At 71.0% G+C, this 23,701-nt stretch carries 22 protein-coding genes; 18 read left to right on the top strand and 4 right to left on the bottom strand.

The window, feature by feature from the left end:
- Positions 1–115: 115 nt before the first annotated feature.
- The 8 genes from ACWCRB_RS18990 (at position 116) to ACWCRB_RS18955 (ending at position 8,938) form a co-directional block, all read left to right on the top strand.
- Positions 116–1,216, top strand: coding sequence for a substrate-binding domain-containing protein (locus tag ACWCRB_RS18990; RefSeq protein WP_450997137.1), 1,101 nt, complete (start codon positions 116–118; stop codon positions 1,214–1,216).
- Positions 1,217–1,318: 102 nt separating this feature from the next.
- A complete protein-coding gene (locus tag ACWCRB_RS18985) occupies positions 1,319–2,668 on the top strand; it encodes an ABC transporter substrate-binding protein (protein ID WP_450997136.1) in 1,350 nt (449 codons plus the stop codon).
- Between the two features lie 47 nt (positions 2,669–2,715).
- Positions 2,716–3,705 (top strand): carbohydrate ABC transporter permease, encoded by a 990-nt coding sequence (locus ACWCRB_RS18980; protein ID WP_450997135.1) that lies wholly within the window; start codon positions 2,716–2,718, stop codon positions 3,703–3,705.
- Positions 3,702–4,565, top strand: coding sequence for a carbohydrate ABC transporter permease (locus tag ACWCRB_RS18975; protein ID WP_450997134.1), 864 nt, complete (start codon positions 3,702–3,704; stop codon positions 4,563–4,565). The genes ACWCRB_RS18980 and ACWCRB_RS18975 overlap by 4 nt, the downstream gene beginning before the upstream one ends.
- A gap of 65 nt (positions 4,566–4,630) precedes the next feature.
- Entirely contained in the window at positions 4,631–5,662 is a 1,032-nt protein-coding gene (locus ACWCRB_RS18970) for a hydroxyacid dehydrogenase (RefSeq protein ID WP_450997133.1), read from the top strand.
- On the top strand, positions 5,659–7,575 hold the full coding sequence (locus ACWCRB_RS18965; protein WP_450997132.1) for a DUF2264 domain-containing protein: 1,917 nt from the start codon (positions 5,659–5,661) through the stop codon (positions 7,573–7,575). Before ACWCRB_RS18970 ends, ACWCRB_RS18965 begins: the two co-directional genes overlap by 4 nt.
- A gap of 115 nt (positions 7,576–7,690) precedes the next feature.
- Positions 7,691–7,951, top strand: coding sequence for a hypothetical protein (locus ACWCRB_RS18960; RefSeq protein WP_450997131.1), 261 nt, complete (start codon positions 7,691–7,693; stop codon positions 7,949–7,951).
- Between the two features lie 249 nt (positions 7,952–8,200).
- Positions 8,201–8,938: a dienelactone hydrolase family protein gene (locus ACWCRB_RS18955; RefSeq protein ID WP_450997130.1), complete on the top strand. Its 738-nt coding sequence runs from the start codon at positions 8,201–8,203 to the stop codon at positions 8,936–8,938.
- Between the two features lie 240 nt (positions 8,939–9,178).
- On the opposite strand, the gene ACWCRB_RS18950 is transcribed toward ACWCRB_RS18955, so the two are convergent.
- The 3 genes from ACWCRB_RS18950 to ACWCRB_RS18940 all read right to left on the bottom strand — a co-directional run bounded on the left by ACWCRB_RS18950 (position 9,179) and on the right by ACWCRB_RS18940 (position 12,212).
- A complete protein-coding gene (locus ACWCRB_RS18950) occupies positions 9,179–9,385 on the bottom strand; it encodes a hypothetical protein (protein WP_450997129.1) in 207 nt (68 codons plus the stop codon).
- Between the two features lie 80 nt (positions 9,386–9,465).
- A complete protein-coding gene (locus tag ACWCRB_RS18945; RefSeq protein WP_450997128.1) occupies positions 9,466–10,989 on the bottom strand; it encodes a M81 family metallopeptidase in 1,524 nt (507 codons plus the stop codon).
- Positions 10,990–11,006: 17 nt separating this feature from the next.
- Complete coding sequence (locus ACWCRB_RS18940) at positions 11,007–12,212, bottom strand: ROK family transcriptional regulator (RefSeq protein WP_235472582.1); 1,206 nt, start codon at positions 12,210–12,212, stop codon at positions 11,007–11,009.
- Between the two features lie 184 nt (positions 12,213–12,396).
- Between ACWCRB_RS18940 and ACWCRB_RS18935 the strand changes: the two genes are divergently transcribed.
- From ACWCRB_RS18935 to ACWCRB_RS18910, 6 genes are all read left to right on the top strand, one after another.
- Complete coding sequence (locus ACWCRB_RS18935) at positions 12,397–14,193, top strand: peptide ABC transporter substrate-binding protein (protein WP_450997127.1); 1,797 nt, start codon at positions 12,397–12,399, stop codon at positions 14,191–14,193.
- A 10-nt stretch (positions 14,194–14,203) separates the two neighbouring features.
- Positions 14,204–15,163 carry an ABC transporter permease gene (locus ACWCRB_RS18930; RefSeq protein ID WP_450997126.1) on the top strand — a complete coding sequence of 320 codons (960 nt, stop codon included), beginning with the start codon at positions 14,204–14,206 and terminating at the stop codon, positions 15,161–15,163.
- Positions 15,160–16,044, top strand: a complete 885-nt coding sequence (locus ACWCRB_RS18925; RefSeq protein WP_450997125.1) for an ABC transporter permease — start codon at positions 15,160–15,162, stop codon at positions 16,042–16,044. The genes ACWCRB_RS18930 and ACWCRB_RS18925 overlap by 4 nt, the downstream gene beginning before the upstream one ends.
- On the top strand, positions 16,041–17,831 hold the full coding sequence (locus tag ACWCRB_RS18920) for a dipeptide ABC transporter ATP-binding protein (RefSeq protein WP_450997124.1): 1,791 nt from the start codon (positions 16,041–16,043) through the stop codon (positions 17,829–17,831). The genes ACWCRB_RS18925 and ACWCRB_RS18920 overlap by 4 nt, the downstream gene beginning before the upstream one ends.
- A gap of 123 nt (positions 17,832–17,954) precedes the next feature.
- Positions 17,955–18,098, top strand: coding sequence for a hypothetical protein (locus ACWCRB_RS18915; RefSeq protein ID WP_450997123.1), 144 nt, complete (start codon positions 17,955–17,957; stop codon positions 18,096–18,098).
- A gap of 112 nt (positions 18,099–18,210) precedes the next feature.
- On the top strand, positions 18,211–19,167 hold the full coding sequence (locus ACWCRB_RS18910) for an ROK family protein (protein ID WP_450997122.1): 957 nt from the start codon (positions 18,211–18,213) through the stop codon (positions 19,165–19,167).
- Here ACWCRB_RS18910 and ACWCRB_RS18905 read toward each other — a convergent pair.
- Positions 19,153–19,773, bottom strand: coding sequence for an L-threonylcarbamoyladenylate synthase (locus ACWCRB_RS18905; protein ID WP_235472576.1), 621 nt, complete (start codon positions 19,771–19,773; stop codon positions 19,153–19,155). The two genes, ACWCRB_RS18910 and ACWCRB_RS18905, sit on opposite strands and share 15 nt — an antisense overlap.
- A 79-nt stretch (positions 19,774–19,852) precedes the next feature.
- Between ACWCRB_RS18905 and ACWCRB_RS18900 the strand changes: the two genes are divergently transcribed.
- From ACWCRB_RS18900 to ACWCRB_RS18885, 4 genes are all read left to right on the top strand, one after another.
- Positions 19,853–21,376, top strand: a complete 1,524-nt coding sequence (locus tag ACWCRB_RS18900) for a helix-turn-helix domain-containing protein (protein WP_450997121.1) — start codon at positions 19,853–19,855, stop codon at positions 21,374–21,376.
- 287 nt (positions 21,377–21,663) lie between these two features.
- Entirely contained in the window at positions 21,664–22,050 is a 387-nt protein-coding gene (locus ACWCRB_RS18895; protein ID WP_235472574.1) for a DUF6479 family protein, read from the top strand.
- 18 nt (positions 22,051–22,068) lie between these two features.
- A complete protein-coding gene (locus tag ACWCRB_RS18890) occupies positions 22,069–22,896 on the top strand; it encodes a methyltransferase domain-containing protein (RefSeq protein ID WP_450997120.1) in 828 nt (275 codons plus the stop codon).
- Positions 22,897–23,000: 104 nt separating this feature from the next.
- Positions 23,001–23,633 carry a DUF6629 family protein gene (locus tag ACWCRB_RS18885; protein ID WP_450997167.1) on the top strand — a complete coding sequence of 211 codons (633 nt, stop codon included), beginning with the start codon at positions 23,001–23,003 and terminating at the stop codon, positions 23,631–23,633.
- Positions 23,634–23,701 lie beyond the last annotated feature (68 nt).

The raw sequence follows: 23,701 nt of genomic DNA, 5'->3' as shown, positions 1-23,701 counted from the left end.
ATCGGAAAAGATGAGACCCGGTCGGAATCCCCTGTTCCGGTAGCGGTGCCGCCGTCCGGCCCGCCGATCGCTATGCTGCGCGGCAAAGCGTTCAAACGAACATGGAGCGAACGGTATGCGCGAGCCGGTCGAACTGAGGCGGCAGCGGATCCTGGCCGCCGTGCAGGCACGTGGTGCCGCCCGGGTGACCGATCTCGCCGCCGAGCTGGAGGTCTCGGTGGTCACCGTCCGCCGGGACGTGGAGGAACTCGCCCGCGAGGGCAGGCTCCGGCGCGGCCACGGCATCGCCCGCTCCACCCTCCCCGTACCGGACGCCCCGCCCGAGCGCATCACCGCACCAGGGGACGGCGACACCGTCGTCCTGGTCGTCCCCGCCCGCCACTCCTACCTCTACGAGACCCTGCACGGCGCCCGCCCCGTCCTGGAGGAGGCCGGCGTACGCATCGCCCTGCACATCGCCCCACAGGTCGCCGGCGCCGAACACCCCCTGGTGGAGCGGGCGTTGGCGGACGGTGCCCGGGGTGTGCTGATCGCCCCGCGCTGGCGCACCCTCGCCGACGAGGAGGCCGACGCGAAGTGGCTGTGCGGCCTGGGCGTACCGACCGTCCTGATGGAGCGCAGGCCACGCCCCGGCAGCGCGCTGCACGCCCTGGACTCGGTCTGCTCCGACCACTGGTACGGCGCCCACCTCGCCGTGGAACACCTGATCGCCCTCGGCCACCGCAGGATCGTCTTCGCCACCCGCGACGACAGCCCCACCGCACGGGCGCTGCGTACCGCCCTCAACGAGATCGCCGGGGCCCACCCGAAACTCGATGCCTGGACCCTCACCCTCAGTTCCCCCGACGCGGGCCCCGACCGCTCGGCCGGCGCGGACCGTCCTGCCGTCGACCTGCCCGGCGTCCTGCGCGAACTGGACGCCACGGCCTGTGTGCTGCACGGCGACGTGGACGCCCTGATGCTGGTCCAGGACCTGGCCGCGCACGGCGTACGGGTGCCGGAGGACTGCTCGGTCGTCGCGTACGACGATGTCGTGGCCGCCCTCGGCAGTACCCCTCTCACCGCAGTGTCGCCGCCCAAGGGTGAGGTCGGCCGGGCCGCCGCCGAACTGCTCCTGCACCGGCTGAGGGATCCGCGCGGCGGTGGGCCGGTACCGGCGAGGCGGATCGAACTGCTGCCGGAGTTGAAGGTGCGGGGGTCGACCCGCAGCATGTAGCGATCGTTTGACCGCTTTATTTTCTTCTGATCGCTCTATTGACCGTTTCTGGTGGGCCGATGAGGATTCCCGTATCTCGATCGAACAGGACGGGAGGCACCCATGCCTGGTCGACAGAACCCCCGTCGACGAAGCCGTCGTTCCGTGCTCGCGGCGGCGGCCGCATTACCGCTGGCAGGAGCCGTGAGCGCCTGCAGCGGGGGAGCGGACCCCGCCTCGCGCGCCGGCGGCGGGAACGTCACCCGCATCACCTTCTGGTCCGCGCTGCGCGGCAGCCAGGAGGTGGTGGACGCCTTCAACAGCACCCACGACAGCATCCAGGTCGACTATCAGCAGGTCCCGTCCGGCGGTCAGGGCGGCTACGCCAAACTCAGCAACGCGGCCCGCGCGGGCAACGCCCCCGACGTGGCCACGATCGAATACCCGCAGGTGCCCGGCTTCGCCATCGACGGCGTGGCCCGCGACCTCACCTCGATGGTCAGCGACGAACTGCGCGCCAAGCTGCTGCCCCAGGCCCTCGGCCTCACCACCTTCGAACAGCGCGTGTTCAGCGTCCCGTTGGACGTCGAACCGATGGTGATGCACTACCGCGCCGACCTGTTCGCCGAGCACGGCTTCGAAGTGCCGGGCACCTGGGAGGAGTTCGAGGAACTGGCCCGCGCCGTCCGCCGCAAGCTGCCCGGCCGACGGCTGGTGCTCTTCCCCACGGACGGTGGCACCCAGTTCGCTGCCTACTCCTGGCAGGCGGGCGCCCAGTGGTTCGACACCGCCGGCGGCGCCTGGAACGTCTCCCTCGCCGACGCCCCCACCCGGCGCGTCGCCGCCTACTGGCAGCGTCTCATCGACGAGGACCTCGTCTTCGCGAACGCCGTCGAGAGCAGACAGTCCGACGCGCAGATCGCCGACGGACTCGTCCTGACCCGGCTCACTGGGGCCTGGGAGGCAGGCGCCCAGATGAAGGCACGGCCCGCGCAGGCCGGCCAGTGGCGGATCGCCCCGCTGCCCCAGTGGGACACCGGCCGCCCGTACGTCGGCACCCACGGCGGCTCGACCTTCGCGGTCACCAAGGACAGTCAACACCCGGAAGCCGCCCTGGAGTTCATCGCCTGGCAGGTCTCCCACCCCGACGCGCTGCGCGCCCGTCTCTCCAGCGGCACCAGCAGCCAGTACCCGGCCGCGTCCGAGCTGGTCGCCGTGGGCCGCGAGGCGTTCGACCGCTCGTACTACGGCGGCCAGGACATCTACACCCTCTTCGATGAGGAGGCCCACAAGATCCGCGACGGCTGGGTCTGGGGCCCCCGCTTCACCGCCACCCAGCGGGTGATGCAGGACAACTTCGCCCGCGTCGGCGGCGGCCAGGGCTCCCTCATCGACTCCGTACGCGCGGCCCAGGACGGCACGATGCCCGACCTGAAGGCCCTCGGACTGTCGACCACGCAGCACAGCACATGAGCCAGAAACTCCGTACGGTCCGCCGCCCGAAAGGCAGGTGACACCCCATGACCGCGACCACCCAGGCCCACCACCCCGCGCCTGCCGCCGCCTCCCGAACCGCCGCCCCGGTCTCGGCCCTCCGCGCCCGCAAGGCGGCCCGCCGCCGTCAACTCGCCGCGTGCGCCGTCCTGATGGCCCCCTTCTTCGCCCTCCTCGTCACCGTCTTCCTGATCCCCGTCGGCACGGCGATCTACCTGAGTTTCTTCAGCGACGACCAGCCCGGCCTCGGCTTCGGCCCCGAACGCACCGTCTTCGTCGGCCTGCGCAGCTACGCCGCCGTCCTCACCGACCCGACGTTCCTGTCCGGCCTCGGCACGGTCGCCCTGTACTGCCTGATCTACATCCCCTTGATGGTGATCGGCGCCCTCGCCCTCGCCCTGCTCCTCGACTCCGGGGTCGTACGCCTGCGCGCCTGGGCCCAGCTCGGCCTGTTCCTGCCGCACGCCGTGCCCGGCATCATCGCCGCCCTCATCTGGCTGTACCTCTACACACCCGGCATCAGCCCGGTCATCGACCTGTTCGCCAAGGCCGACATCACCATCGACTTCCTCGGCATCCACACCGTGCTCCCGTCGATCGTGAACATCGCCCTGTGGAGCAACCTCGGCTACAACATGGTCGTCTTCTACGCCGCCCTCCAGGCCGTACCCCGCGAGGTCATCGAGGCGTCGGTGGTCGACGGCGCGGGCCCGGTCCGTACGGCACTCCAGGTCAAGACACCCCTGGTCCGCACGTCGATCGTCATGGTGGCCATCTTCACCCTGATCTGGGCGCTGCAACTGTTCACCGAGCCCATGCTGCTCAGCCAGTCCTCCCCGATGATCAACTCCCGTTTCTCGCCCAGCATGTACATCTACGACGCCGCCTTCACCCGCAACAACTACAGCCTGGCGGCAGCCGCCTCGGTCGTCCTGCTCGTCTGCACGATCGCCCTGTCCTACGGCGTCACCCGCTGGACCAGCCGCGCCAACACCCCCGAGGAGACGGCCCGATGAGCACCGGCGACAGCACCCTCATGCGCCCGCGCCTGCTCGGCCGGGCCACGGTCAACGTGGTCGTCGCGCTGTCCGTCCTCTACACCCTGCTGCCCGTCCTGTGGCTGGTCCTCGCCGCCGGGAAGAACCGGGACGCGCTGTTCAGCAGCAACCTGCTGTCGCTGAGCGACTTCTCCTTCGTACAGAACCTGCGCGACCTGTTCGCGATGGACGACGGCCTGTACAGCCGCTGGTACGGCAACAGCCTGCTGTACGCCGTCCTCGGCGCCGGAATCGGTGCCCTGGTGAGCGTGGCCTGCGGATACGCCTTCGACAAGTTCAGCTTCCGGCACAAGGAGAAGCTGTTCGGCCTGGTCCTGGCGGCCGTCATGGTGCCGCAGACGGTGCTTGCGCTGCCGCTGTACCTGATGGCCTCGGAGGCCGGCCTCGTCAACACCTACTGGGCCGTGTTCATCCCCGTCCTGTTCAACCCGTTCGGCGTCTACCTCGGCCGGATCTTCAGCCAGGGCTATGTCCCCGACGAGGTCCTGGAGGCCGCGCGCGTCGACGGAGCGGGCGAACTCACCACCTACGTACGGGTGGCGCTGCGGATGCTCGGCCCCGGACTGGTCACGGTCTTCCTCTTCCAGCTCACCGCCATCTGGAACAACTTCTTCCTGCCCATGGTGATGCTCTCCGACCAGGACCTCTATCCCGTCAGCCTCGGCCTGTACCAGTGGAACAGCTCGGCTTCCGTGTCGCCCGAGTACTACCCCGTGGTGATCATGGGCTCCCTGCTCGCCGTTGTTCCGCTCATCCTCGCCTTCGCCCTGCTGCAACGCTTCTGGCGCAGCGGCCTGACGGCAGGCTCGGTCAAGTGAGCAAGTAGCGGTCCTCGTACCGGAGTTGTCGAAGTCGTCGACCAGCAAGGAGTACCCGACCCCGAATGACCGTGTCCTCGCCGGGCCCCGGCTTCCGCCCCCGCGGCGCCTTCGCCATGTCCCCGGACGCCGCAACCGCCGTCCTCGACCCCGCCTCGCTGGACGCCCTCGCCGCCGTCTGCGACCTCGCCCCGCTGCCCGTACTGGACGACTTCGGCACCGAACGCGCCCGCAAGATCCTCGCCGACGTCGACCTCCTCGTCACCGGCTGGGGCTGCCCCGTACTCGACGCCGACGCCCTCGCGGCGGCACCCCGGCTGCGGGCGGTCGTACACACGGCGGGCAGCGTGCGCCCGCATGTCACCGAAGCCTGCTGGGAGCGCGGCATCGAGGTGTCGTCCGCCGCCGCCGCGAACGCCCTGCCGGTCGCCGAGTACACCCTCGCCATGATCCTGCTCACCGGCAAACACGTCCTGGAACGCGCCCAGGCGTATGCCTCCACCCAGACCCGGGACGACTGGCTGCGCACCTCCCGCACGATCGGCAACTACCGCCGCACCGTGGGCATCGTCTCCGCCTCCCTGGTCGGCCGCCGAGTCATCGAACTGCTCCACCCCCACGACTTCGAGTTCCTCCTGTACGACCCCTACGTCACCGACGCCGACGCCGCTGAACTCGGCGTGGAACGCGTCGAGTTGGACGCCCTGTTCGCCCGCTCCGACACGGTCAGCCTGCACACCCCGCTGCTGCCCGCCACCCGGGGCCTGGTGAGCCGCACCCTGCTCGACTCCATGCGCCCCGGCGCCGTGTTCATCAACACCGCCCGAGGAGGCGTCGTAGACCAGGACGCCCTCACCGATGCGGTCCGGGAGCGCCGTATCCGCGCCGTGCTCGACGTCACCGACCCCGAAGTCCTGCCGCCCGAGCACCCGTTGTGGACGTGCCCCGACGCTCTCCTCACCCCCCACCTCGCCGGCTCCCAGGGCAACGAGTGGCGCCGCCTTGCCGACCTCGCCGTCGGCGAGACGGAACACTGGGCGTCCGGCGCCGGATTCCGCCATCCCGTACGACGCGAAAGGCTGGCCTTCCTCGCATGAGCAGCACGACCCGCAACAGCAGCAGCGGCATCCCCTTCGAACTCCCGCCCGAGGACCGCGAGTCGAGCCCGCACACCGGCTACACGCGGGCCCACTGGGAGGCCGTGGCCGACGGACTGCTGGCCGCCGCCTGGCGCTGGAGCACCCCGGGCGGAGCCCTGCTCGACCTGCCCGGCGTGCCGTCACGCTCGGGCGTGCGCTCCGACGGGCTCGAAGGCTACGCCCGCACCTTCCTCGCCGCAGCCTTCCGTGTCGCGGGCGCGGACGGCGACGACCCGCACGGCTGGCTCGACCGCTACGCCCAGGGCCTCGCGGCGGGCACCCGCACCCCCGGCCGCGCGGACACCGAGTCCTGGCCGCTCATCCTCGACCACGACGTCCAGGGCCAGCCGATGGTGGAGTCGGCCTCGGTGGCCCTGGGCCTGCGCCTGACGGCGCCCTGGCTGTGGAAACGGCTCGACTCATCCGTACAGGACCGTGCGGAGGAATGGCTGCGCGGTTCGCTGCGGCACACGCCGGCCCCGAACAACTGGTACCTCTTCCCGTACACGGTCGCCGGGTTCCTGGAGTCCGTCGGGCGCGGCGACGCGGAAACGACGAGGGTCCGCGAGCGAGCCCTGGATCTGATGGAGACCTGGTACCGGGGCGACGGCTGGTACGCGGACGGCGACGGCCGGGCCTTCGACCACTACAACGGCTGGGCCCTGCACCTGTACCCGGTGCTGGACGCGTACCTGGGCGACGACCGGGACCTGTCGGCGTTGTACGGTCCCCGCCTGCGAGAACACCTCGAAGGCTTCGCACTGATGTTCGGCGGAGACGGCGCCCCGATCCACTTCGGCCGCTCGCTCTCGTACCGCTTCGCCGCATCGGCGGCCGTCGGCCTGGGCGCCCTCACCGGCGACACCCCGCTCACCCCCGGAACGAGCCGCCGCCTCATCAGCGGCAGCCTCCGCCACTTCCTGGACCGGGGCGCCCTGACCGAGGACGGCCTGCTCACCCTCGGCTGGCACGGCCCCCACCAGGCCACCCTCCAGACATATTCGGGCCCGGCATCCCCGTACTGGGCCTCGAAGGCCTTCGTCGCCCTGCTCGCACCCGCCGACGCCCCCCTCTGGACGGCCCGCGAGGAACAGGCACCGGTGGAGGAGAGCGACCGGGTGCTGGCGCTGCCCGCCCCCGGCCTTCTGGTTCAGTCGACCCGAGCGGACGGGATCGTACGACTCCACAACCACGGCAGCGACCACGTCCGCCCGCACGAGGGCGAGACGGCGGCCGAGAACGACCCGCACTACGGCCGCCAGGCCTACTCGACCCACTCCGGCCCGACCGCCCCCGCCAACATCGCCGACAACCACCTCTCCGTGGAGATCGCCGGCCGGGGCAGCGTCCGCCGCCGTATCCACCCCCTGGGCGCGGGCCACGGCGACGACTGGGGCTGGGCGGCCTCCTGGCACCGCCCGGTCTTCACCGCGGGCCCACCCATGGTGCCGGGCCTGCGCGTGGAGAGCATCACGGTCGTACGGGGCCGCCACGAACTCCGCGTCCACCGGGTGATCGGCGCGCCGGCGGGGACCCGAGTCACGCACACCGGCTGGGCGACGGGCCCGGAGGAGACGGTGACGTCGACACTGCACGGCCTGTACGGCTGGACCCCGGAGGCGGAGGAGACCCGGGCCCCCCAGGGCACGGCCTACACCCGCTGGGCCGTCGTCCCCCGCCTGACCGGCGAGACATCCGGCACCACCGTGCACGTGTCCCTGGCAGCGCTGACAGCCGACCCGGACCCGCTGGTACCCGAGCAGGTGGTGTCCGACGTCGAGGTGACAGACACGGCGGTGGAGGTGACCTGGGCAGGGGACAGTGTCCGCACGCGGATCACCTTCGACCCGGTGCTGGTGCAGCAGAACTAGGCGGCTCTGGACTCGCACAGTTCCGACAGGCGGAAGGGAGGACGGCGTGGCCGTTCGAGCAGGTCCCCCGGCACTTCGGTCGGCTCGACCCGGCTGACGCCGACCTGGCCAGCCCGTGGCCGGCCTGGGCGAAGTACCTCGCCCACCGGCTCGCCGAGGCCCCCGGCTGGGGACGCACATCCGCTTCGCGGTCAACCGGGGCCTGGCCGTCGTCCTCACCGGTCACGTCGAAGGCGACGTCATCCAGCACACAGAGATCTTCTTCCCGCTACGGGCCCTGGACCTGCCTGTCGGCCACATCGTCGCGGTCCTGGAGGAGATGGAGATCTTCGAGCGGTCAAAACGAGTACGCCGTGCTGCAACCGCTCCTCCCTGAGCAGGTCGAGTGCTCCGTCGCATCGACCCGGACGCGCCATGAAGGGAATCATGGACGAGTGACGTCGACCGAAGCAGCGGCAATCGCTCTACATGGGGTGTGACCGAGATACGCGCCAAAGGGGCAACGGGATGATCTTGAAGCCCTGAGCGCCGGGCTCGTCCCGTATTTCAGAGGGACACCCGCGCTGCTCTGCCAGCGGCAGAACACCGGCCGGACCGGGCTCGACGATCACTACAGTCCAGTCTCATGACGACGATTACGACGCGTACGGTCGAGTACCCGGCCGACGGTCTGACGATGATCGGGCACCTCGCGCTCCCGGCCGGTGTCGACCGCCGGCCCGCGGTGCTGCTCGGACCAGAGGGCATGGGGCTCAGCGACGTCGAGCGCCGCAGGGCCGATGCTCTCGCCGAGCTGGGATACGTAGCGCTGGCCTTCGACCTTCATGGCGGGCGCTATTTGGGTGACCCCGAGGAGATGCTGGCCCGTTGCATGGCACTGCTCGCTGATCCCGACCGGATGCGGGGGATCGGCCGTGCGGCGCTCGACGTGTTGCGCACCGAGCCCCGGACCGACCCCGACCGGATCGCCACCGTCGGCTACGGAACCGGGGGCGCCGTCGGGCTGGAACTCGGGCGCGGCGGCGTCAACCTGCGCGCGATCGGGACAGTCAACGCACTGACCACGGGTCGACCGGGCGAGGCGGCGCGCATTCGCTGCCCGGTATGGGCCGGGGTCGGGTCGGAAGACCCGATCATGCCGCCCGCGCAACGAAACGCGTTTGCCGCTGAGATGCAGGCCGCGGGCGTCGACTGGCGCCTCGCGGTCTACGGCGGCGCCTTGCACGCCTTCCACCACCCGCCGGTCGACCACCCCGTGGTCCCCGGCGTCGGCTACCACCCACAGCACGCGCAGCGAGCCTGGCGCGACGTCGTCGACCTGCTCGCCGAGTGCCTGCCTGTGATGGAGGACCTGGGGGCATGACCCAGGCAAACATGCTGGTGCCAGGCCTGGTCGGCGTCGCGCACTGACAGTCTCCTCCCCTCAGGCCCGCACAGCAGACCCGCATTCGGGCAGTTGTGCGGTCGCGGAGGCGTATTCCCAACTATCGCAGTAAATAACGGATTTACTGCGACGGAGCCCTGGCCGTGATCGTCGCGACCTGCGGCGGACCGTTCCGGCTTCCAGGGCGAGATGTACTCGGGCTTCAGCCCGAGGAGCAAGTCAAGGCAGCAACTTGTCCAACGCGGCAGGACCCTCCTCCGCCAGCTTCCGCTCCGCCCACGCCAGACTGCGCGGAGTGACATCACGCCCCGTGGCAAGCACCAAATCCTCGGCGGAAGCCCCATGCTCCGCACCGGTATGCAGCAGCGCATCGGGCGTCGTGGCGTCGTCGGACGGAGAGGGCGAATCAGAGCGCTTGATCGGCATGACGTCTCCTTGCTCGACCGGACTCCCTACCACCATGCACAGCCCACGCCCCGCGCGCACCCCGCACCGCCACGAGGCCCCTATTCGTCCGCTCCGCCGAGCGGCTCGTCGGACGCCGGAATGATCCTTGCCGCGAGGTCCGGCTCCCCCATCTCCGGATCGAACGGAAACATGGGCCGCCGGATCCGCCGGTGCCCCAGCCGCACCAGATCCTGGTCGACGCCGCCGGGGGTGAGCGCGAGCTTCCACCCCACAGCCATGTCGAACAGCTCGGGTTCGAGATAGCCGATCTTGACGAGGACTAGATCGGCCCCGCGCGGATCAAGATCCAGGTCGGTGAAGTCGTGCTCGTGGTGGTACGGCTTCCGCAGCCCCGTGAGGATCACGTGCACGCTGCCGACCCGCAGCACGACCTCGGTCCCGGCGTCCCGGTCCCCGTGGCGCACCGCGTGCACGACCCCGGTCATGGTGAGCGGCCCGGCATGCCGGTCGTCCACCTCGGCACCGGCGGTGACTGTGACAACCGCCCCGACGCCCGCCGCCACCGCTGCCTCGACGGCGGCGGGCCCCGGCACGGAGGCGTAGATCACGGTCGGACCGTCGGGGTCCTTGAACTCGGGCCGGTCCAGGACGCGCCCGAGCCCCCAGGTCACATCACCCGCACCGCCCGCCGTCGGGTTGTCGCCGGTGTCGCTGATGAAATACGGCCGGTCGTCCGACGCGAGCGCCTCGTCCAGACACGCGTCCAGCGAGCCCGTCGGCGCGACGAACGCGAACCTGCTCCGCGCCTCCCAGAACCCGCGCGCCAGCCGCTCGGCACCGGCGGAAGCCGCTGCCTCGTCGGACCCGGTGACGACGACCGCCGCCCGGTTGCGCGGCTCGTCCGCCCACGCGTATCCGACCCAGATCGCGGCGTCCAGCACACCATCGGCCGCCTCCACCTCGTCCACGGCCGCGTACACGCTCCGCGCGGGCTCGATCCGCGTCGAGGTCTGCTCACCGGCCAGCAGCACCGGCACCGGGATCCAGGCCTTTACCGGCCGCGCGGCACCGCTGACCAGGACGTTCACCAGGTTCCGTACCGCCCGTTCCTTCGTCTCCATGTGGTCCTCGTGCGGGGCCATCCGGTAGCAGGTGATCAGGTCGCTCTGATGCGCCAGCTCGCGCGACACGTTGCCGTGCAGATCCATGGACGTGGACACGATCACGTCCGGGCCGACGACCTCCCGGATCCGCTCCAGCAGGACCACCTCGGCGTCATCCACGCCCTCCACCGTCATCGCGCCGTGGATGTCGTACCAGAGGCCGTCGACGGGCCCCAACTCCCGCAAGCGGTCGATGAGTTCGTCGGAGAGCAGAGCGAAGGCGGCAGCCGTCACCGTCCCGCCGGGGAGTGCTTTGCCGACCAGCGCGCCCCGCCACTCGGCTGCCTCCCGCAACGGCTCACCGGGAACCAGGAACGGGTAACGCGTGAGGACGTCCGCGCCGCGCTGGGGATGGAAGGCGGGCGCCTCGGTGCGTGCGGGGGAGAAGGTCGACGACTCGATGCCGAGCCCGGCGACGGCGATCACCGGGCGGGCTATGGCGGTACGGGACTGAGGCATGGCTCCTCGGCAGGGGTTCAGGAGTGAGGGGAAGGAGAGGGCCCGGTCAGGGCCTCCAGAGCACGCGCCAGCGCCCGTTGCAGCGCGAACTGGCCCGCGCCGACCAGTCCGGCGTCGGCGCCGAGACTCGCCCGCTCGATCACCAGCTGCTCGGTGACGAGGGGATGGCAGCCCTCGTACAGCTGACTTCGCACCGCTGCCACGAACGGCTCCAGCGTCGACAGCAGACCCCCGAGATACACGGCGTCGGGGTTGAAGAAGTTGACGTTCGCGGACAGGACCGTGCCGAGATAGCGGCCGGCCCGGCGCACGGCACCGGTCGCCTCCGGGTCGGCGTCCATGGCCAGCTTGACCACGTCCTCGATGGAGTCGACCCGGGCGCCCCGCTCCCGCAGGATCCGCACCAGCGCCGCACCCGACGCGACCGTCTCCAGACAGCCCGTGTTGCCGCACGAACAGGGTGTGCCGTTCTCGTTCTCGACGCGGACGTGGGTGATCTCGCCGGCCGCTCCGGTGCCGCCCCGGTACAGCCGGCCGTCGGCGATGACACCGGCGCCGATGCCGGAACCCATCTTGACCATGATCGACTGGCGCCGTTCGGCGGGCTGGACGCTGTGCTCGCCCACGGCCATGCAGTTGGCGTCGTTCTCGATCGCCGCCGGGACACCGAAGCGGTCCTCCAGCCAGGCGCGCACCGGGAACCTGTTCCAGCCGGGCATCCGCGCCGGGAGGGTGACGACGCCCGACTCGACGTCCACCGGGCCCGGCAGACACAGCCCGACGCCCCGCAGCAGCTCCCGGCCGTGCCGGGCTGCCAGTGTCTCCAGGGTCTCGGCGAGACCGGGCAGTGCCGCCTCCGGGCCCTCGGCGGTGGCGAACGGCACCGTCGACACATCGGTGAGTCCGCCCCCGGGGAACACCACCCCGACCCGGGCGTGCCTGCTGCCCAGGTCCGCCGCGACCGCGAACCCGTCGCTGCCGCCGAGCCGCAGCACCTTCCGTGGCCGCCCGCCCGTGGAGGACCGGGTGCCGTGCTCCGCGACCAGCCCGTGGGTCACCAGCTGGCCGACGGTGAAGGAGATCGTCGAGGGCGCGGCGCCGAGCAGATCGGCCAGCTCGGTCCGGGTCGTCGCCTGCCCGGAGGACAGCAGTTCGAGCACACGCTCGGCCAGCGAGGAGACACCGGGGGAGGTCCTTCGGTGCGGGGCACTTTTTTCGGTCATGGACGAAGTAACTTCCGACGACGGGGCTGTGGGTGACGAGCATAGGTCGCCTTTCGCGCCCTCCGGCTTTTTCCAGAACAGCAGAAACAGGCTTTTTACGGCGGGGCGTCTGTTTCTTCGTACCCGCGAGTCGTTGACTGGCTCATCGATCGCACATCACATCTCCGGTGATCCGAGGAGAACCATGTCGTCCCCTGCTCGCACCGCGCTCGTCGCCGGTGTCATCGTCTCGGCGAGCGCGCTGCTGCTCGCAGGCTGTTCCGGCACGAGTGACACGTCGTCCGCGTCGAAGGACTCCATCAACTACGCCCTGCCCGCGAACTTCACCCCGAACTGGATCCTGCCGATCGGCACCGCGGCCCACCTCAACACCAACAACAACTCCATCGCGGCCAGCCTGTGGGAGCCGCTCATCGCGTACGACGGCTCCACCGGGAAGATCGCCTGGAACAAGAAGGCGTCGATCGCCACGGCCGCCGACTTCGCGGCCGACGGAAAGAGCGTCACCATCACGCTCGGCGACCGGAGTTGGAGCGACGGCAAGCCGATCACGGCACGGGACGTCGAGTTCTGGTTCAACGTCATCAAGGCGAACAAGGCGGAGTGGGCCGGCTACAACCCGGGCAAGGCCCCAGACAACTGGACCGCGTTCAAGACCGTCGACGACCGGCACTTCACGATCACCTTCGACCAGGCCTACAACTCCCAGTGGATGCTGGCCAACGAGCTGAGCCAGATCACCCCGCTGCCCCAGCACGCCTGGGACAGGACCGGCGCCTCGGCCGCCGTCTCGGACGCCGACCGCACGGCCGCGGGCGCCAAGCAGGTGTGGACGTACCTCAACACGGCCGCGAAGAACATCTCCGGCTACGACAGCGACGCCCTGTGGAAGACCATCAGCGGCCCCTACTCGATCAAGTCGTTCGCCACGTCCGGGAAGGTAGTCCTCGCTGCCAACACGAAGTACGACGGTGGCGAGAAGGCGAACATCGCCACCGTGAACCTCCTGCCGTTCACGACGGCCGACGCCGAGAAGAACGCCCTGCGCTCCGGAAGCGTCGACTACGGCTACATAGAGGCCACCGACCTCGACCAGAAGGACAGCTTCACCAACCGCGGCTACGCCGTGCAGCCCTGGTCCGGCTGGGCGATCACCTATCTGCCGTACAACTTCAACAACCCCACCATGGGCGCCGTGTTCAAGCAGCTGTACGCCCGCCAGGCCGTCCAGAAGTCCATCGACCAGGCCGGTCTCGCCAAGGTCATCTTTAACGGCACCGCCGTGCCCGGCTACGGCCCGATCCCGCAGGCACAGTCCTCCGACTTCCTCTCCGCCACCCAGAAGAGCAACCCGTACCCCTTCTCGACGGAGGAGGCCAAGTCCCTTCTCGCCGCCCATGGTTGGACGGAACAGGGCGGGGTCATGGTCTGCACGGACGCGGGCACAGGAGCGACCCAGTGCGGTGAAGGCGTCGCCAAGGGAACGAAGTTCGAGATGCAGGTCCTGTCGCAGTCCGGTTCGACCGTGACCGACAACATGATGAGCGCGATCCAGTCGTCCCTCGCGAAGACCGGCATCAAGTTCTCCATCAAGACCGCGCCCGTCAACTCCGTGCTGGCGCAGACCCCGCAGTGCACCGCGAGCCAGGCCATCTGCAAGTGGCAGCTGTCCTTCTTCGGTACGGCGGGCAGCTGGTACTTCAACGCCTTCCCGACCGGCGACTCGCTCTTCCAGACCAAGGGCGGCTCGAACTTCGGCAACTACTCCAACCCGGACGTCGACAAGCTCATCACCGCCTCCACCACGTCCACGTCCAACCAGGCCATCCAGGACTACAGTTCGGCCCTCGCCAAGGACCTGCCCGTGGTCTGGCTGCCCGAGCCCGTCTACCAGATCTCCGTCGTCAAGAACGGCCTCGGCGGCTTCTCCCAGGACTCGCTCGCCAACTTCCACCCCGCCCAGTGGAAGTGGACCAGCTGAGGCCCCTCGCATGGACACCTTCCTCTACCTGACCCGGCGGATCCTCCAGGCGCTCGCGGTGATCCTCATCGTGACCGTGGTGGTCTTCTGCCTCCTGCACGCGCTGCCCGGGGGTCCCGCACGCGGGATCCTCGGCCCGCAGGCCACCGCCCAGCAGATCGCCGCCTTCAACCACGAACAGCGCCTCGACCAGGCGTTGCCCGTCCAGTACGTCCACTACGTGGGCACCCTGCTCCACGGCGACCTCGGCACCTCTTACACCCTCAACGAGTCCGTCTCGACCCTCATCGAACAGCGCCTGCCCAAGACCCTCGTTCTCACTGTCCTGTCCGCGTTCGTCGGGCTGCTGCTCGCGATCCCGCTGGGCATGTGGCAGGCGGTGCGGCGCAACAAGCCCGTCGACTACGTCATCACCACGCTCGGCTTCGTCGCGTACGCCACGCCCGTCTACTTCCTCGGCCTGATCCTGGTGCTGGTCTTCACCCAACTGCTGCCCTGGTTCCCGTCCCAGGCACCCCAGGGCGAGACTCTTGGGCAAGTCCTCTCCCAGCCCAACGCGTTGGTCCTGCCGGTCGTCGCAGGCGCTGCCTCGATGGTCGCCGTCTTCAGCCGCTACATGCGCGCCGCGACTCTGGAGAACCTCTCCGAGGACTACGTCCGCACAGCACGGGCCGGTGGCTCACGACAGGGCGCCATCCTGCGCCGACACGTCTTCCGTAACTCCCTCACACCCGTCGTCGCGATGCTCGGCTACTACGTGCCCGTCCTCTTCGGCGGCGCCCTGGTCGTCGAGCAGCTCTTCAACTACCCAGGAATGGGGCTGCTGTTCTGGAGCGCGGCCCAGTCCTCCGACTACCCGGTGCTGCTCGGCTGCGTCCTCGTCATCTCCGTGGCGACGGTCGTCGGCACGCTGCTCGCCGACATCGTGCAGCGACTGGTCGACCCCCGAGTGAAGGCAGGCCGAGCATGAGCGCCGTACTGCAGACGACGACCCCACCGACGGAGGCGGTCGCCGGATACCGCCTGCCTCTACGCCGGTTCGCGCGCAACCGACTCGCGGTCGCCGGCCTGGCGGTGGTCGTCCTGTTCCTCCTCTTCTGCTTCGTGGGCCCGCTCCTCTACTCCACCGACCAGACCCACACCGACCTCACCCAGGTCAACCTCGCCCCGAACGGCTCCCATTGGCTCGGCACGGACGCCGTCGGCCACGACGAACTCGGGCGGCTGATGTACGGCGGGAAGGTGTCCCTCCTCGTCGGGCTCGCGGCGGGCATCCTCGCCACCGTCATCGGCACGCTGTGGGGAGCGATCGCGGGATATGCGGGCGGCTGGATCGACGCGGTGATGATGCGCGTCGTCGACGCGGGCATCGCCATCCCGGCGCTGTTCATCCTGCTCGTGGTCTCGGCGATCACGACACCGGACACCCTCGGCCTGATCGTCATCCTGGGCCTGGTGTCCTGGCTGGTCCCGTCCCGCCTGATCAGGGCGGAAACCCTCACCCTGAAGAACCGCGACTACGTCCTCACCCTGCGCGCGATCGGCGGCACCCACGGCCGCGCCATCACCCGGCACATCCTGCCCAACTCGGTGTCGACCATTGTCGTCGCGGCCACCTTCCAGGTCGCCGACGCGATCCTGCTCGTCGCGTACGTCTCCTACCTCGGCCTCGGCGTCCAGCCGCCGTCGACCGACTGGGGCGGCATGCTGTCGGCCGGTCTCACCGCCGCGTACTCGGGCCGCTGGTGGCTCATCGTTCCGCCGGGCCTCGCCATCATCCTCGTCGTCTGCGCGTTCAACGCGATCGGCGACGGGCTGCGCGACGCCTTCGACGTCAAGGGGCGTGGATGAACATCCTGGAGATCGAGAACCTGGACGTCACCTTCACCACGGAGACCGGCGACGTACCCGCCGTCCGTGAGGTGTCGCTGCATGTCCGCCCAGGCGAAACCCTCGCCCTCGTAGGCGAGTCGGGCTCCGGCAAGTCGACGGTCGCGCTCGCCGCCCTGGGGTTGTTGTCGGGCAACGCCCGGGCGACGGGCCGAGTCGAGATCGGGGGAGTGGACGTCGTCGGCGCCAGCGAGGCGGACCTGTCCCGCCTGCGCGGCCGTACGGCGTCGATGGTGTTCCAGGAGCCCGCCACCGCCCTCGACCCGCTCACCCGGATCGGCGCCCAGATCGCCGAGGTCGTACGCAACCACCGCCCCGTCTCCGCCAAGGAGGCAGCCGGGGAAGCGGTCGAACTCCTGCGCCGCGTAGGCATCCCCGACCCGGAGCAGCGGGCGACCGCCTTCCCCTTCCAGTTGTCCGGCGGCCAGCGCCAACGTGTCGTCATCGCCATGGCCATCGCCAACTCGCCAGGCCTGCTCATCGCCGACGAACCGACCACCGCCCTCGACGTCACCGTCCAGGCCGAGATCCTCGACCTCCTGCGCGCCCTGGCCGCCGACTCCGGCACCGGCGTCCTGCTCGTCACACACAACATGGGCGTCGTCGCGGACTTCGCCGACCGGGTCGCCGTGATGCTCCAAGGGGAGATCGTCGAGACGGGACCGGTCGAGGAGGTGCTGCTGCGCCCCGCGCACGAGTACACGCGCCGATTGCTGTCGGCTGTGCCGCGACTCAGGGTTGCTGAGCCGGGGGAGGGACTGGGGTGGCTCTCCGGCCCTGGCTCCGAGGGCATGACGGTGGCTGAGTCGGGGGACGGCCCGGAGCGGCTCCCGGGCGCCGGTCCCAAGGGACTGACGGTCGCCGGGCCGGGAGACGTGCCCGCACCGGCACCCGGGGTCCCCGCCGCCCCTCCGGTGGTCGAACTCCGGGACATCTCCGTCCACTTCGGCCGAGGCCGCCGTACCGTACGGGCCCTCCAGGACGTCTCCCTCACCGTCGCCCCCGGCGAAACCGTGGGCCTGGTCGGCGAGTCCGGCTCCGGCAAGTCGACGGCGGCCCGGGTGGCTCTGGGCCTCGTCCCGCCGACGTCCGGCTCGGTCGCGCTCTTCGGCACCGACCTGGGCCGGGCCCGGGGACGGGCAAGGCGCGCCCTGTTGGCCGGGGTCGGCGTGGTCCTCCAGGACCCGGTGGCCTCCCTGGACGCCCGGATGAGCGTCGGCGAGTGCGTTGCCGAGCCGCTGCGCGTCCACCGCCGGGGCATGTCGGCGGCGGAGCGCAGGGCGCGGGTCGCCGAGGTGCTCGAACGGGTGCGACTGCCAAGGGAGTTGGCGGGGCGCGGCCCGCGCGAACTGTCCGGCGGTCAGCGTCAACGGGTCAGCCTCGCCCGCGCGCTCGTCCTCGAACCACGGCTCCTGGTGGCCGACGAACCGACCAGCGCCCTCGACGTGAGCGTCCAGCAGACGGTCCTCGAAGTCATCACCGAACTCCAGGACGAACTGGGCTTCGCCTGCCTGTTCGTGTCCCACGACCTCGCCGTGGTCCAGCAGTTCGCGCAGCGCGTGGTGGTGATGCGGGCGGGGCAGGTCGAGGAACAGGGCTCGACGGAGACGACCCTCCTGCACCCGGGCACGGACTACACACGACGCCTGATCGCGGCCGTGCCGGTGCCGGATCCGGTGGTGCAGCGTCATCGCCGGACGCAACGGCGGGCCGCGTCGGCGGTGGGTGGAACGGGGGCCTTGGCATGACGACCTCTCTGCATGCCGGTGCGGGCCGCGCCCGACGTCGGATCGGCGAAGCCCCGGTCCCGCAACGTCGGCGTCGCACGGAATGCCGGGCCGCCCTCGTCCTCGGCGGAACGGGGCTTCGACATGACGAATCTCCTGTGCCCCGGCGCGGACTGCGCCCGGTGCCTGATCGCCGCGGTCCCGGTGCCCGACCCGATTCCGCAGCACCGCCGCCGGACGGAGCACCGGGCCGCACTGGCGGGCGGTGGAAGGAGAGCTTCGGCGTGACGAGTTCACGGTGTCCCGGTATGGACTGCACCCCGCGCCTCGTCGCCGCAGTGCCCGACCCGGTCCCGCAACGCCGGGCCACCCCCACCCCCAGTGCAACGGGGGCCACCGCGTGACCCTCCCCCTCCCCGAGGTGTACGCCGGTGTCGACATCGGCGGGACCACCACCCAGGTCGTGCTGTGCGCGCCCGACCTCGCGGTTCTCGCTCGGACCGAGGTACCCACCCCGGCGGCGCACGGCGGGCAGGCCGTGATCGACGCGGCGTTGGGTGCGCTCGCCGGGCTCCTCGCCCGGACACCGGCCCGGCTTCTCGGGGTCGGGGTCGGTGCGGCGGGGATCGTGGACGCGGACGCCGGGCGTGTGCTCGTCGTCAGCGACTCCTTCCACGGCTGGGCCGGGTTCGAGGTGACGGCGACGATCCGGGGCGCGCTCGGGGTCCCGGCGTACCTCGACAACGACGTCAACGCGTTCCTGCGGGGCGAGGCGACGAAGGGTGCCGTGGCGGGCGTACCCCATGTGCTCGGGATGACGCTGGGCACGGGGGTCGGCGGTGCGCTGTGGATGGGCGGGGCGCTGTACGAGGGTCCGCACGGGGCCGCCGGGGAGATCGGGCACGTACCCGGCTTCGGCGACCTGCCCTGTACGTGCGGTGGCCGTGGGCACCTGGAGACGCTCGCCTCCGGGCGGGCGATCGGGCGGCGGTACGGGGAACGCACCGGACGTGCCGGGCTCACCGCGGAAGCGGTTGCGGCGGCCGCCGATGCGGGTGACCGTGACGCGGCCGTCGTCTACGAGGAGGCGGGGGCCGCCCTCGCCCGGGCGATCCTCATCACCGCCGGGCTGGTGGACGTCACCGACTACGTCGTCGGCGGCGGTGTCAGCCGTGCCTGGCATCTGCTCGAACCGGCCGTCCACGCGGCCCTCGCCGCCGAGCCGCCCGTCAGCGGACGGCCCGTCAGCGTCGTACGGGCCCGGCTCGGCGGCGACGCCGTGGCCGTCGGCGCGGCCTCCCGCGCGCGGGACGAACTCGGGGCGTACGAGGTCAGGGAGCCGTCACTCGAACCGTGACGTGTCGCCCGCGCCCCGGCGGACGATCTCGGCCTCGCCGCTGGAGAAGTCGATGACCGTCGTCGGCTCCGTGCCGCAGTCTCCGGAGTCGACGACCGCGTCCAGGACATGGTCAAGCCGCTCCTTGATCTCCCAGCCCTGCGTCAGCGGATCCTTCTCGTCGGGGAGCAGGAGGGTGCTGGACAGCAGCGGTTCGCCCAGCTCGGCCAACAGGGCCTGCGCGACCGTGTGGTCGGGGATGCGCACGCCCACGGTCTTCTTCTTCGGGTGCAGCAGCTTGCGCGGCACCTCGCGGGTCGCCGGGAGAATGAACGTGTAACTGCCCGGCGTGGACGCCTTCACGGCCCGGAACACGTCGTTGTCGACCTGCACGAACTGGCCGAGCTGGGCGAAGTCCCGGCACACGAGGGTGAAGTGGTGACGGTCGTCGAGCTGCCGGATCGACCGGATGCGGTCGATGCCGTCACGGCTGCCGAGCTGGCAGCCCAGCGCGAAGCAGGAGTCCGTCGGATACGCGATCAGCGCACCGGAGCGGATGCTGTCGGCCACCTGACTGATCGTGCGGGGCTGCGGGTTGTCGGGATGGACGTCGAAGTACCTTGCCATCCGCCGAGCCTATGCCCTCCGTGAGGTAAATTCCGGACCGGGAAGCGGTGTGAACGTGATTGACCAGGGGAGAGGCGTCGTGGCAGGCAGCAGGACCGACTACGGGCACGACGGCGTAGGCGCCTCCGGCAGCTGGGCGGACGAACTCCTCGACCAACTGCGGCCGGGCGCCCGTGACATCGGCAGAGTGGCCGCCTGGCTCGCCGCAACCATCGACGCGGAGGTCTCCCTCCAGGACGTCACCGGCACCCTCCTCGCCGGTGACCGGCTGCCCGCCGCCGACGACCTCATCATGGACGTGGCCACCGGCAGAATCGCTTCTGCGGCGGTGCACACCCAGGGACGCCATGTCCGGCTGGCCGGACTCGGCCACCCCGTCACCAAGGGCGTGCTCGCGGTCGCCCGCAGCCGGCCCTTCGACCGGCGGGCCACCGACATCGTCGCCCGCACGGTCTGGGTGCTCGAAGTGCTCCTGCGGGAACGCGAGACGGTCAGCGCCGAACGCCGGCTCGACCGTGCGACCTCCGACCTCCGGCTCGCCATCCTCCAACTGCTGATGGTGGGCGACATCATCGCCGCCCGCCGGGTCGCCGCCGGCCTCTGGCCCGGCCTGTTCGACACCGACACCGCCTGCGTCTACGTCCTGGAAGGCCACGCCGCACGACGCGACGACCTCGCCGAGGACTGCCAGGAGGCGGCGGACGGCCACGCGCTCATCGTCCGCTGCCCGGCCGTGGACGAGCATCTGATCGTCGTGGCGCCCATCGACCGGGGCCAGGACAGGGCGGGCCCGGAACTGCGCACCCTCGTCGGCGAACGCCCCGACACCTTCATCGGCGGCAGCGTCCGGCAGAACCTCGTCCAGACCGCCACGGCGTACGGACAGGCCGTCAGCGCCCTCGCCGTGGCCCGCTTCCGCCCCGACCGGGCCGCCGTGTACGCCGAACGCACCCACCCCGAGCGGCTGATGAACCCCCTCGCCCTGCGCGGCTGGGCCGACCGGCTGCTGCGGCCCCTCGACGACCTGCCCCACCACACCCGCGCCGAACTCCTCGCCACCACCCGCCTCGGCTTCTCGTTCACCGCCGTCAAGACGGCGATCATCCTCGGCGTCAGCCGCAACACCGTGCGCGCCCGGATGGAACGAGTGGAAGGCCTGCTCGACGCCGACTTCTCGGACCTCACCACCCGCGCCGCCGTCCAACTGGCCCTCAACACCCAGGCCGCCGTCCCGGACGGACCGCGCCCGCCCGCGACTCCACCCGCCGGAGTCACCGAACTGCTGCGCACCGACCCGCTGCTGGCCTGGGCGGACGGTCTCCTCGGCCGCCTCGCCACGGACACCCGGGACCTGCGCCGGACCGTCCGCACCTGGATCGCCGCCGGCGGCAACGCGGAACGCACCGCACAGGTCCTCGGCATCCACGCGCAGACCGTGCGCGACCACGTACGCAGCGCGGAACCCGTCCTCGAACGCCAGCTCCTCGCCGGCGGCAGCGACCTCTACGAGGTCGTCCTCGCCCATCTGGCCCTCGGCGACCTCGACGAACCCGCCGTCGGCCGGGCGAAGCGGGACCATCCGGACGTGACCGTGCACGAGTGAGTCCTCGGCGCACAAGAGAGGGCACCGGCGAGATACACACCGCGACTCGACGCGCGTAGGTTCATCTGGACGCCGGTGCTCCGGTAGGCGCGCCTCCCCGAGAGGTGTGCCCGGGCGCCGGTGCCCATGGCGGGTGCCCGGCCGGAAACGGCCCTCAGGACCCGCGGGTGCGGGGGCGCGGCCGGCACGGGGGTCCGGCCGTTTCCCGCACCCGCGGCATTCACCCCTTACGCCGGGTTCGGGTGGGCCGGGTGAGTAACCGGCGGTTTCCTGGGCACTCGGCGGCCATGGACACGGCACGAGCAGCAGCAGACACGGGACAGGTACTCGCCGCATCGAGCGACGTACTCAATGTGATCGCCGCCTTCGCCGGTGGCCTGATCGTGGCGGGCCTGCTGATCTGGGCCGTCCGGTTCGGAGTGCGGGTGAAGGACGCGGAGGCGCCCCGGCCCAGGCCGGACGAGCAGCCCAGGCTGCCGGACTCCGGGGCGGTGCACGAGCAGAGCGAGCGGCGCGAACCCAACGAGGTGCCGCACACCTCGGACGAGGACGAGCGCCTCAGGCCGCACAACCTCCACCCCTCCGGCACCAAACGCGGCGAGGACCAGACCCGCCCGCGCTGGTCGCCCGGCAACAGCGGCTCCTTCGGGAGCGGTGGCTCGGGCAGGACCTGACTGCCTAGAGTGGGCCGCATGGGGGAAACATCTGACATCCGGCCCACCTCGGAGTTCCACGCGCGCAACTTCGCCACGGCGGACGTCGACAGGCTCGTGGCGGGTCTGGACGCACAGGACGCGGCCGACGGCGTACGACGACTGCGCGCATGGGCACAGAACGCGCTCGCCCCGCGTCCGGGCGAACACGCGATCGACATCGGAAGCGGCACGGGAACGCAGACGCTGGCCTTGGCGGCGGCCGTGACCCCGTCCGGCGACGCGCTGGGCATCGAGGCGAACCCCGTGATGCGCGAGGTCGCCGAGCGGCGGGCGACCGCGGCCGGCAGCCCGGTCCGCTTCCTGGACGGCGACGCGCTCGCCCTCCCGGTGCCCGACGCCACGGTGGACGTGGTCTGGTGCGAGCGGGTCCTGCAACACCTGTCCGAACCGGACAAGGCCGTCGGCGAGATCGCGCGGGTCCTGCGGCCCGGCGGCCGGGTGGCGCTCATCGACTCCGACTGGGGGACCGCCCTCCTGCACCCCGGTGACCCCGACACGGTGGCCGCGCTGACGGCGGGAGTCCTGGCCATGGCGGCCAACCCGTACTCCGGGCGCCGGCTGCTGAGTCAGCTGACCGACGCGGGACTGGTCGTCGACGATCAGGGCTCGCAGGCGCTGATCCAGGACAGCGGGACGGTGACCTGGCCGTTGGTCCGCATGATGGCCGAGTCGACCGTACGGAGCGGACTGATGACCGAGGCGCAGCGCGACCGCCTGTACGCGGATCTGACCGAGGCGGCAGAGCGGGGCGCGCTGCACATGTCGGTGACGATGTTCGCCGTGGTGGCACACAGGCCCGCCTGACCCGCCTGACCCGCCTGACCCGTCGGTGCTCGGCATGCGGCCGGGCCCGGGGCGTGATGCGCTGTGAGGCCGAGGCGTGCGACGACGGACCCTGTGGCGGCGCGATGTGCTGGAGTGCGACGGCGGACCTGGTGGCGGGCGTGGGCATCGCCGCCGTGGGTGTGGCCTGCGTGACGACGGTGACGCGGGCGGGCCGCAGCCGTGATCTGCCGCTGGCCACGCTGCCGTTGCTCCTGGGCGCCCACCAGATCGTCGAGTCCCTGGTCTGGCGGGCGGACGGCGGAACCGGTCCGGCGACCGTGGCCTGGGCCGTCATCGCCCTCCCACTGCTGGCCCTCTGGGTACCGGTGGCCGTCCTGTGCGCGGCCCCCAGGCGGGCGAGGCCCCGCCTTCTGCTGCCGCTGGGCGCGGGCATCGTGACGAGCACGGCACTCGCGTACAGCCTGTCGGACCACCAGGTGACGGCGGACATCCGGGGCCACACCGTCGGGTACGCCGTCGACCTGTCCCACTCCGGGCTGCTCGTCGCCGGCTACCTGCTCGCCACGGTCGGCTCACTGCTCCTCTCCGGCGACCGCCGTCTGGTCCTGTTCGGGCTGCTGGCCGGTGTGGGCGCGCCGGTGTGCTGGGCGCTGTGGCAACTGGAGTTCGTGTCCACCTGGTGCGCCCTCGCCGCGCTCTGCTCCCTGGTCCTGCTGGGCTGGGCCCGGGGACGCCACCCGCTGCCGGGGCACTGACGCGGGTGACTTCTCTCGCCCCCGCCGCCCCTACCCGTCCCATCCCTGGGGGCTGCCGCCCCCAGACC

Source organism: Streptomyces sp. NPDC002156 (assembly GCF_053593675.1).
The sequence above is the reverse complement of the archived record's forward strand: the minus strand, read 5'-3'. Positions and strand labels throughout refer to the sequence as shown.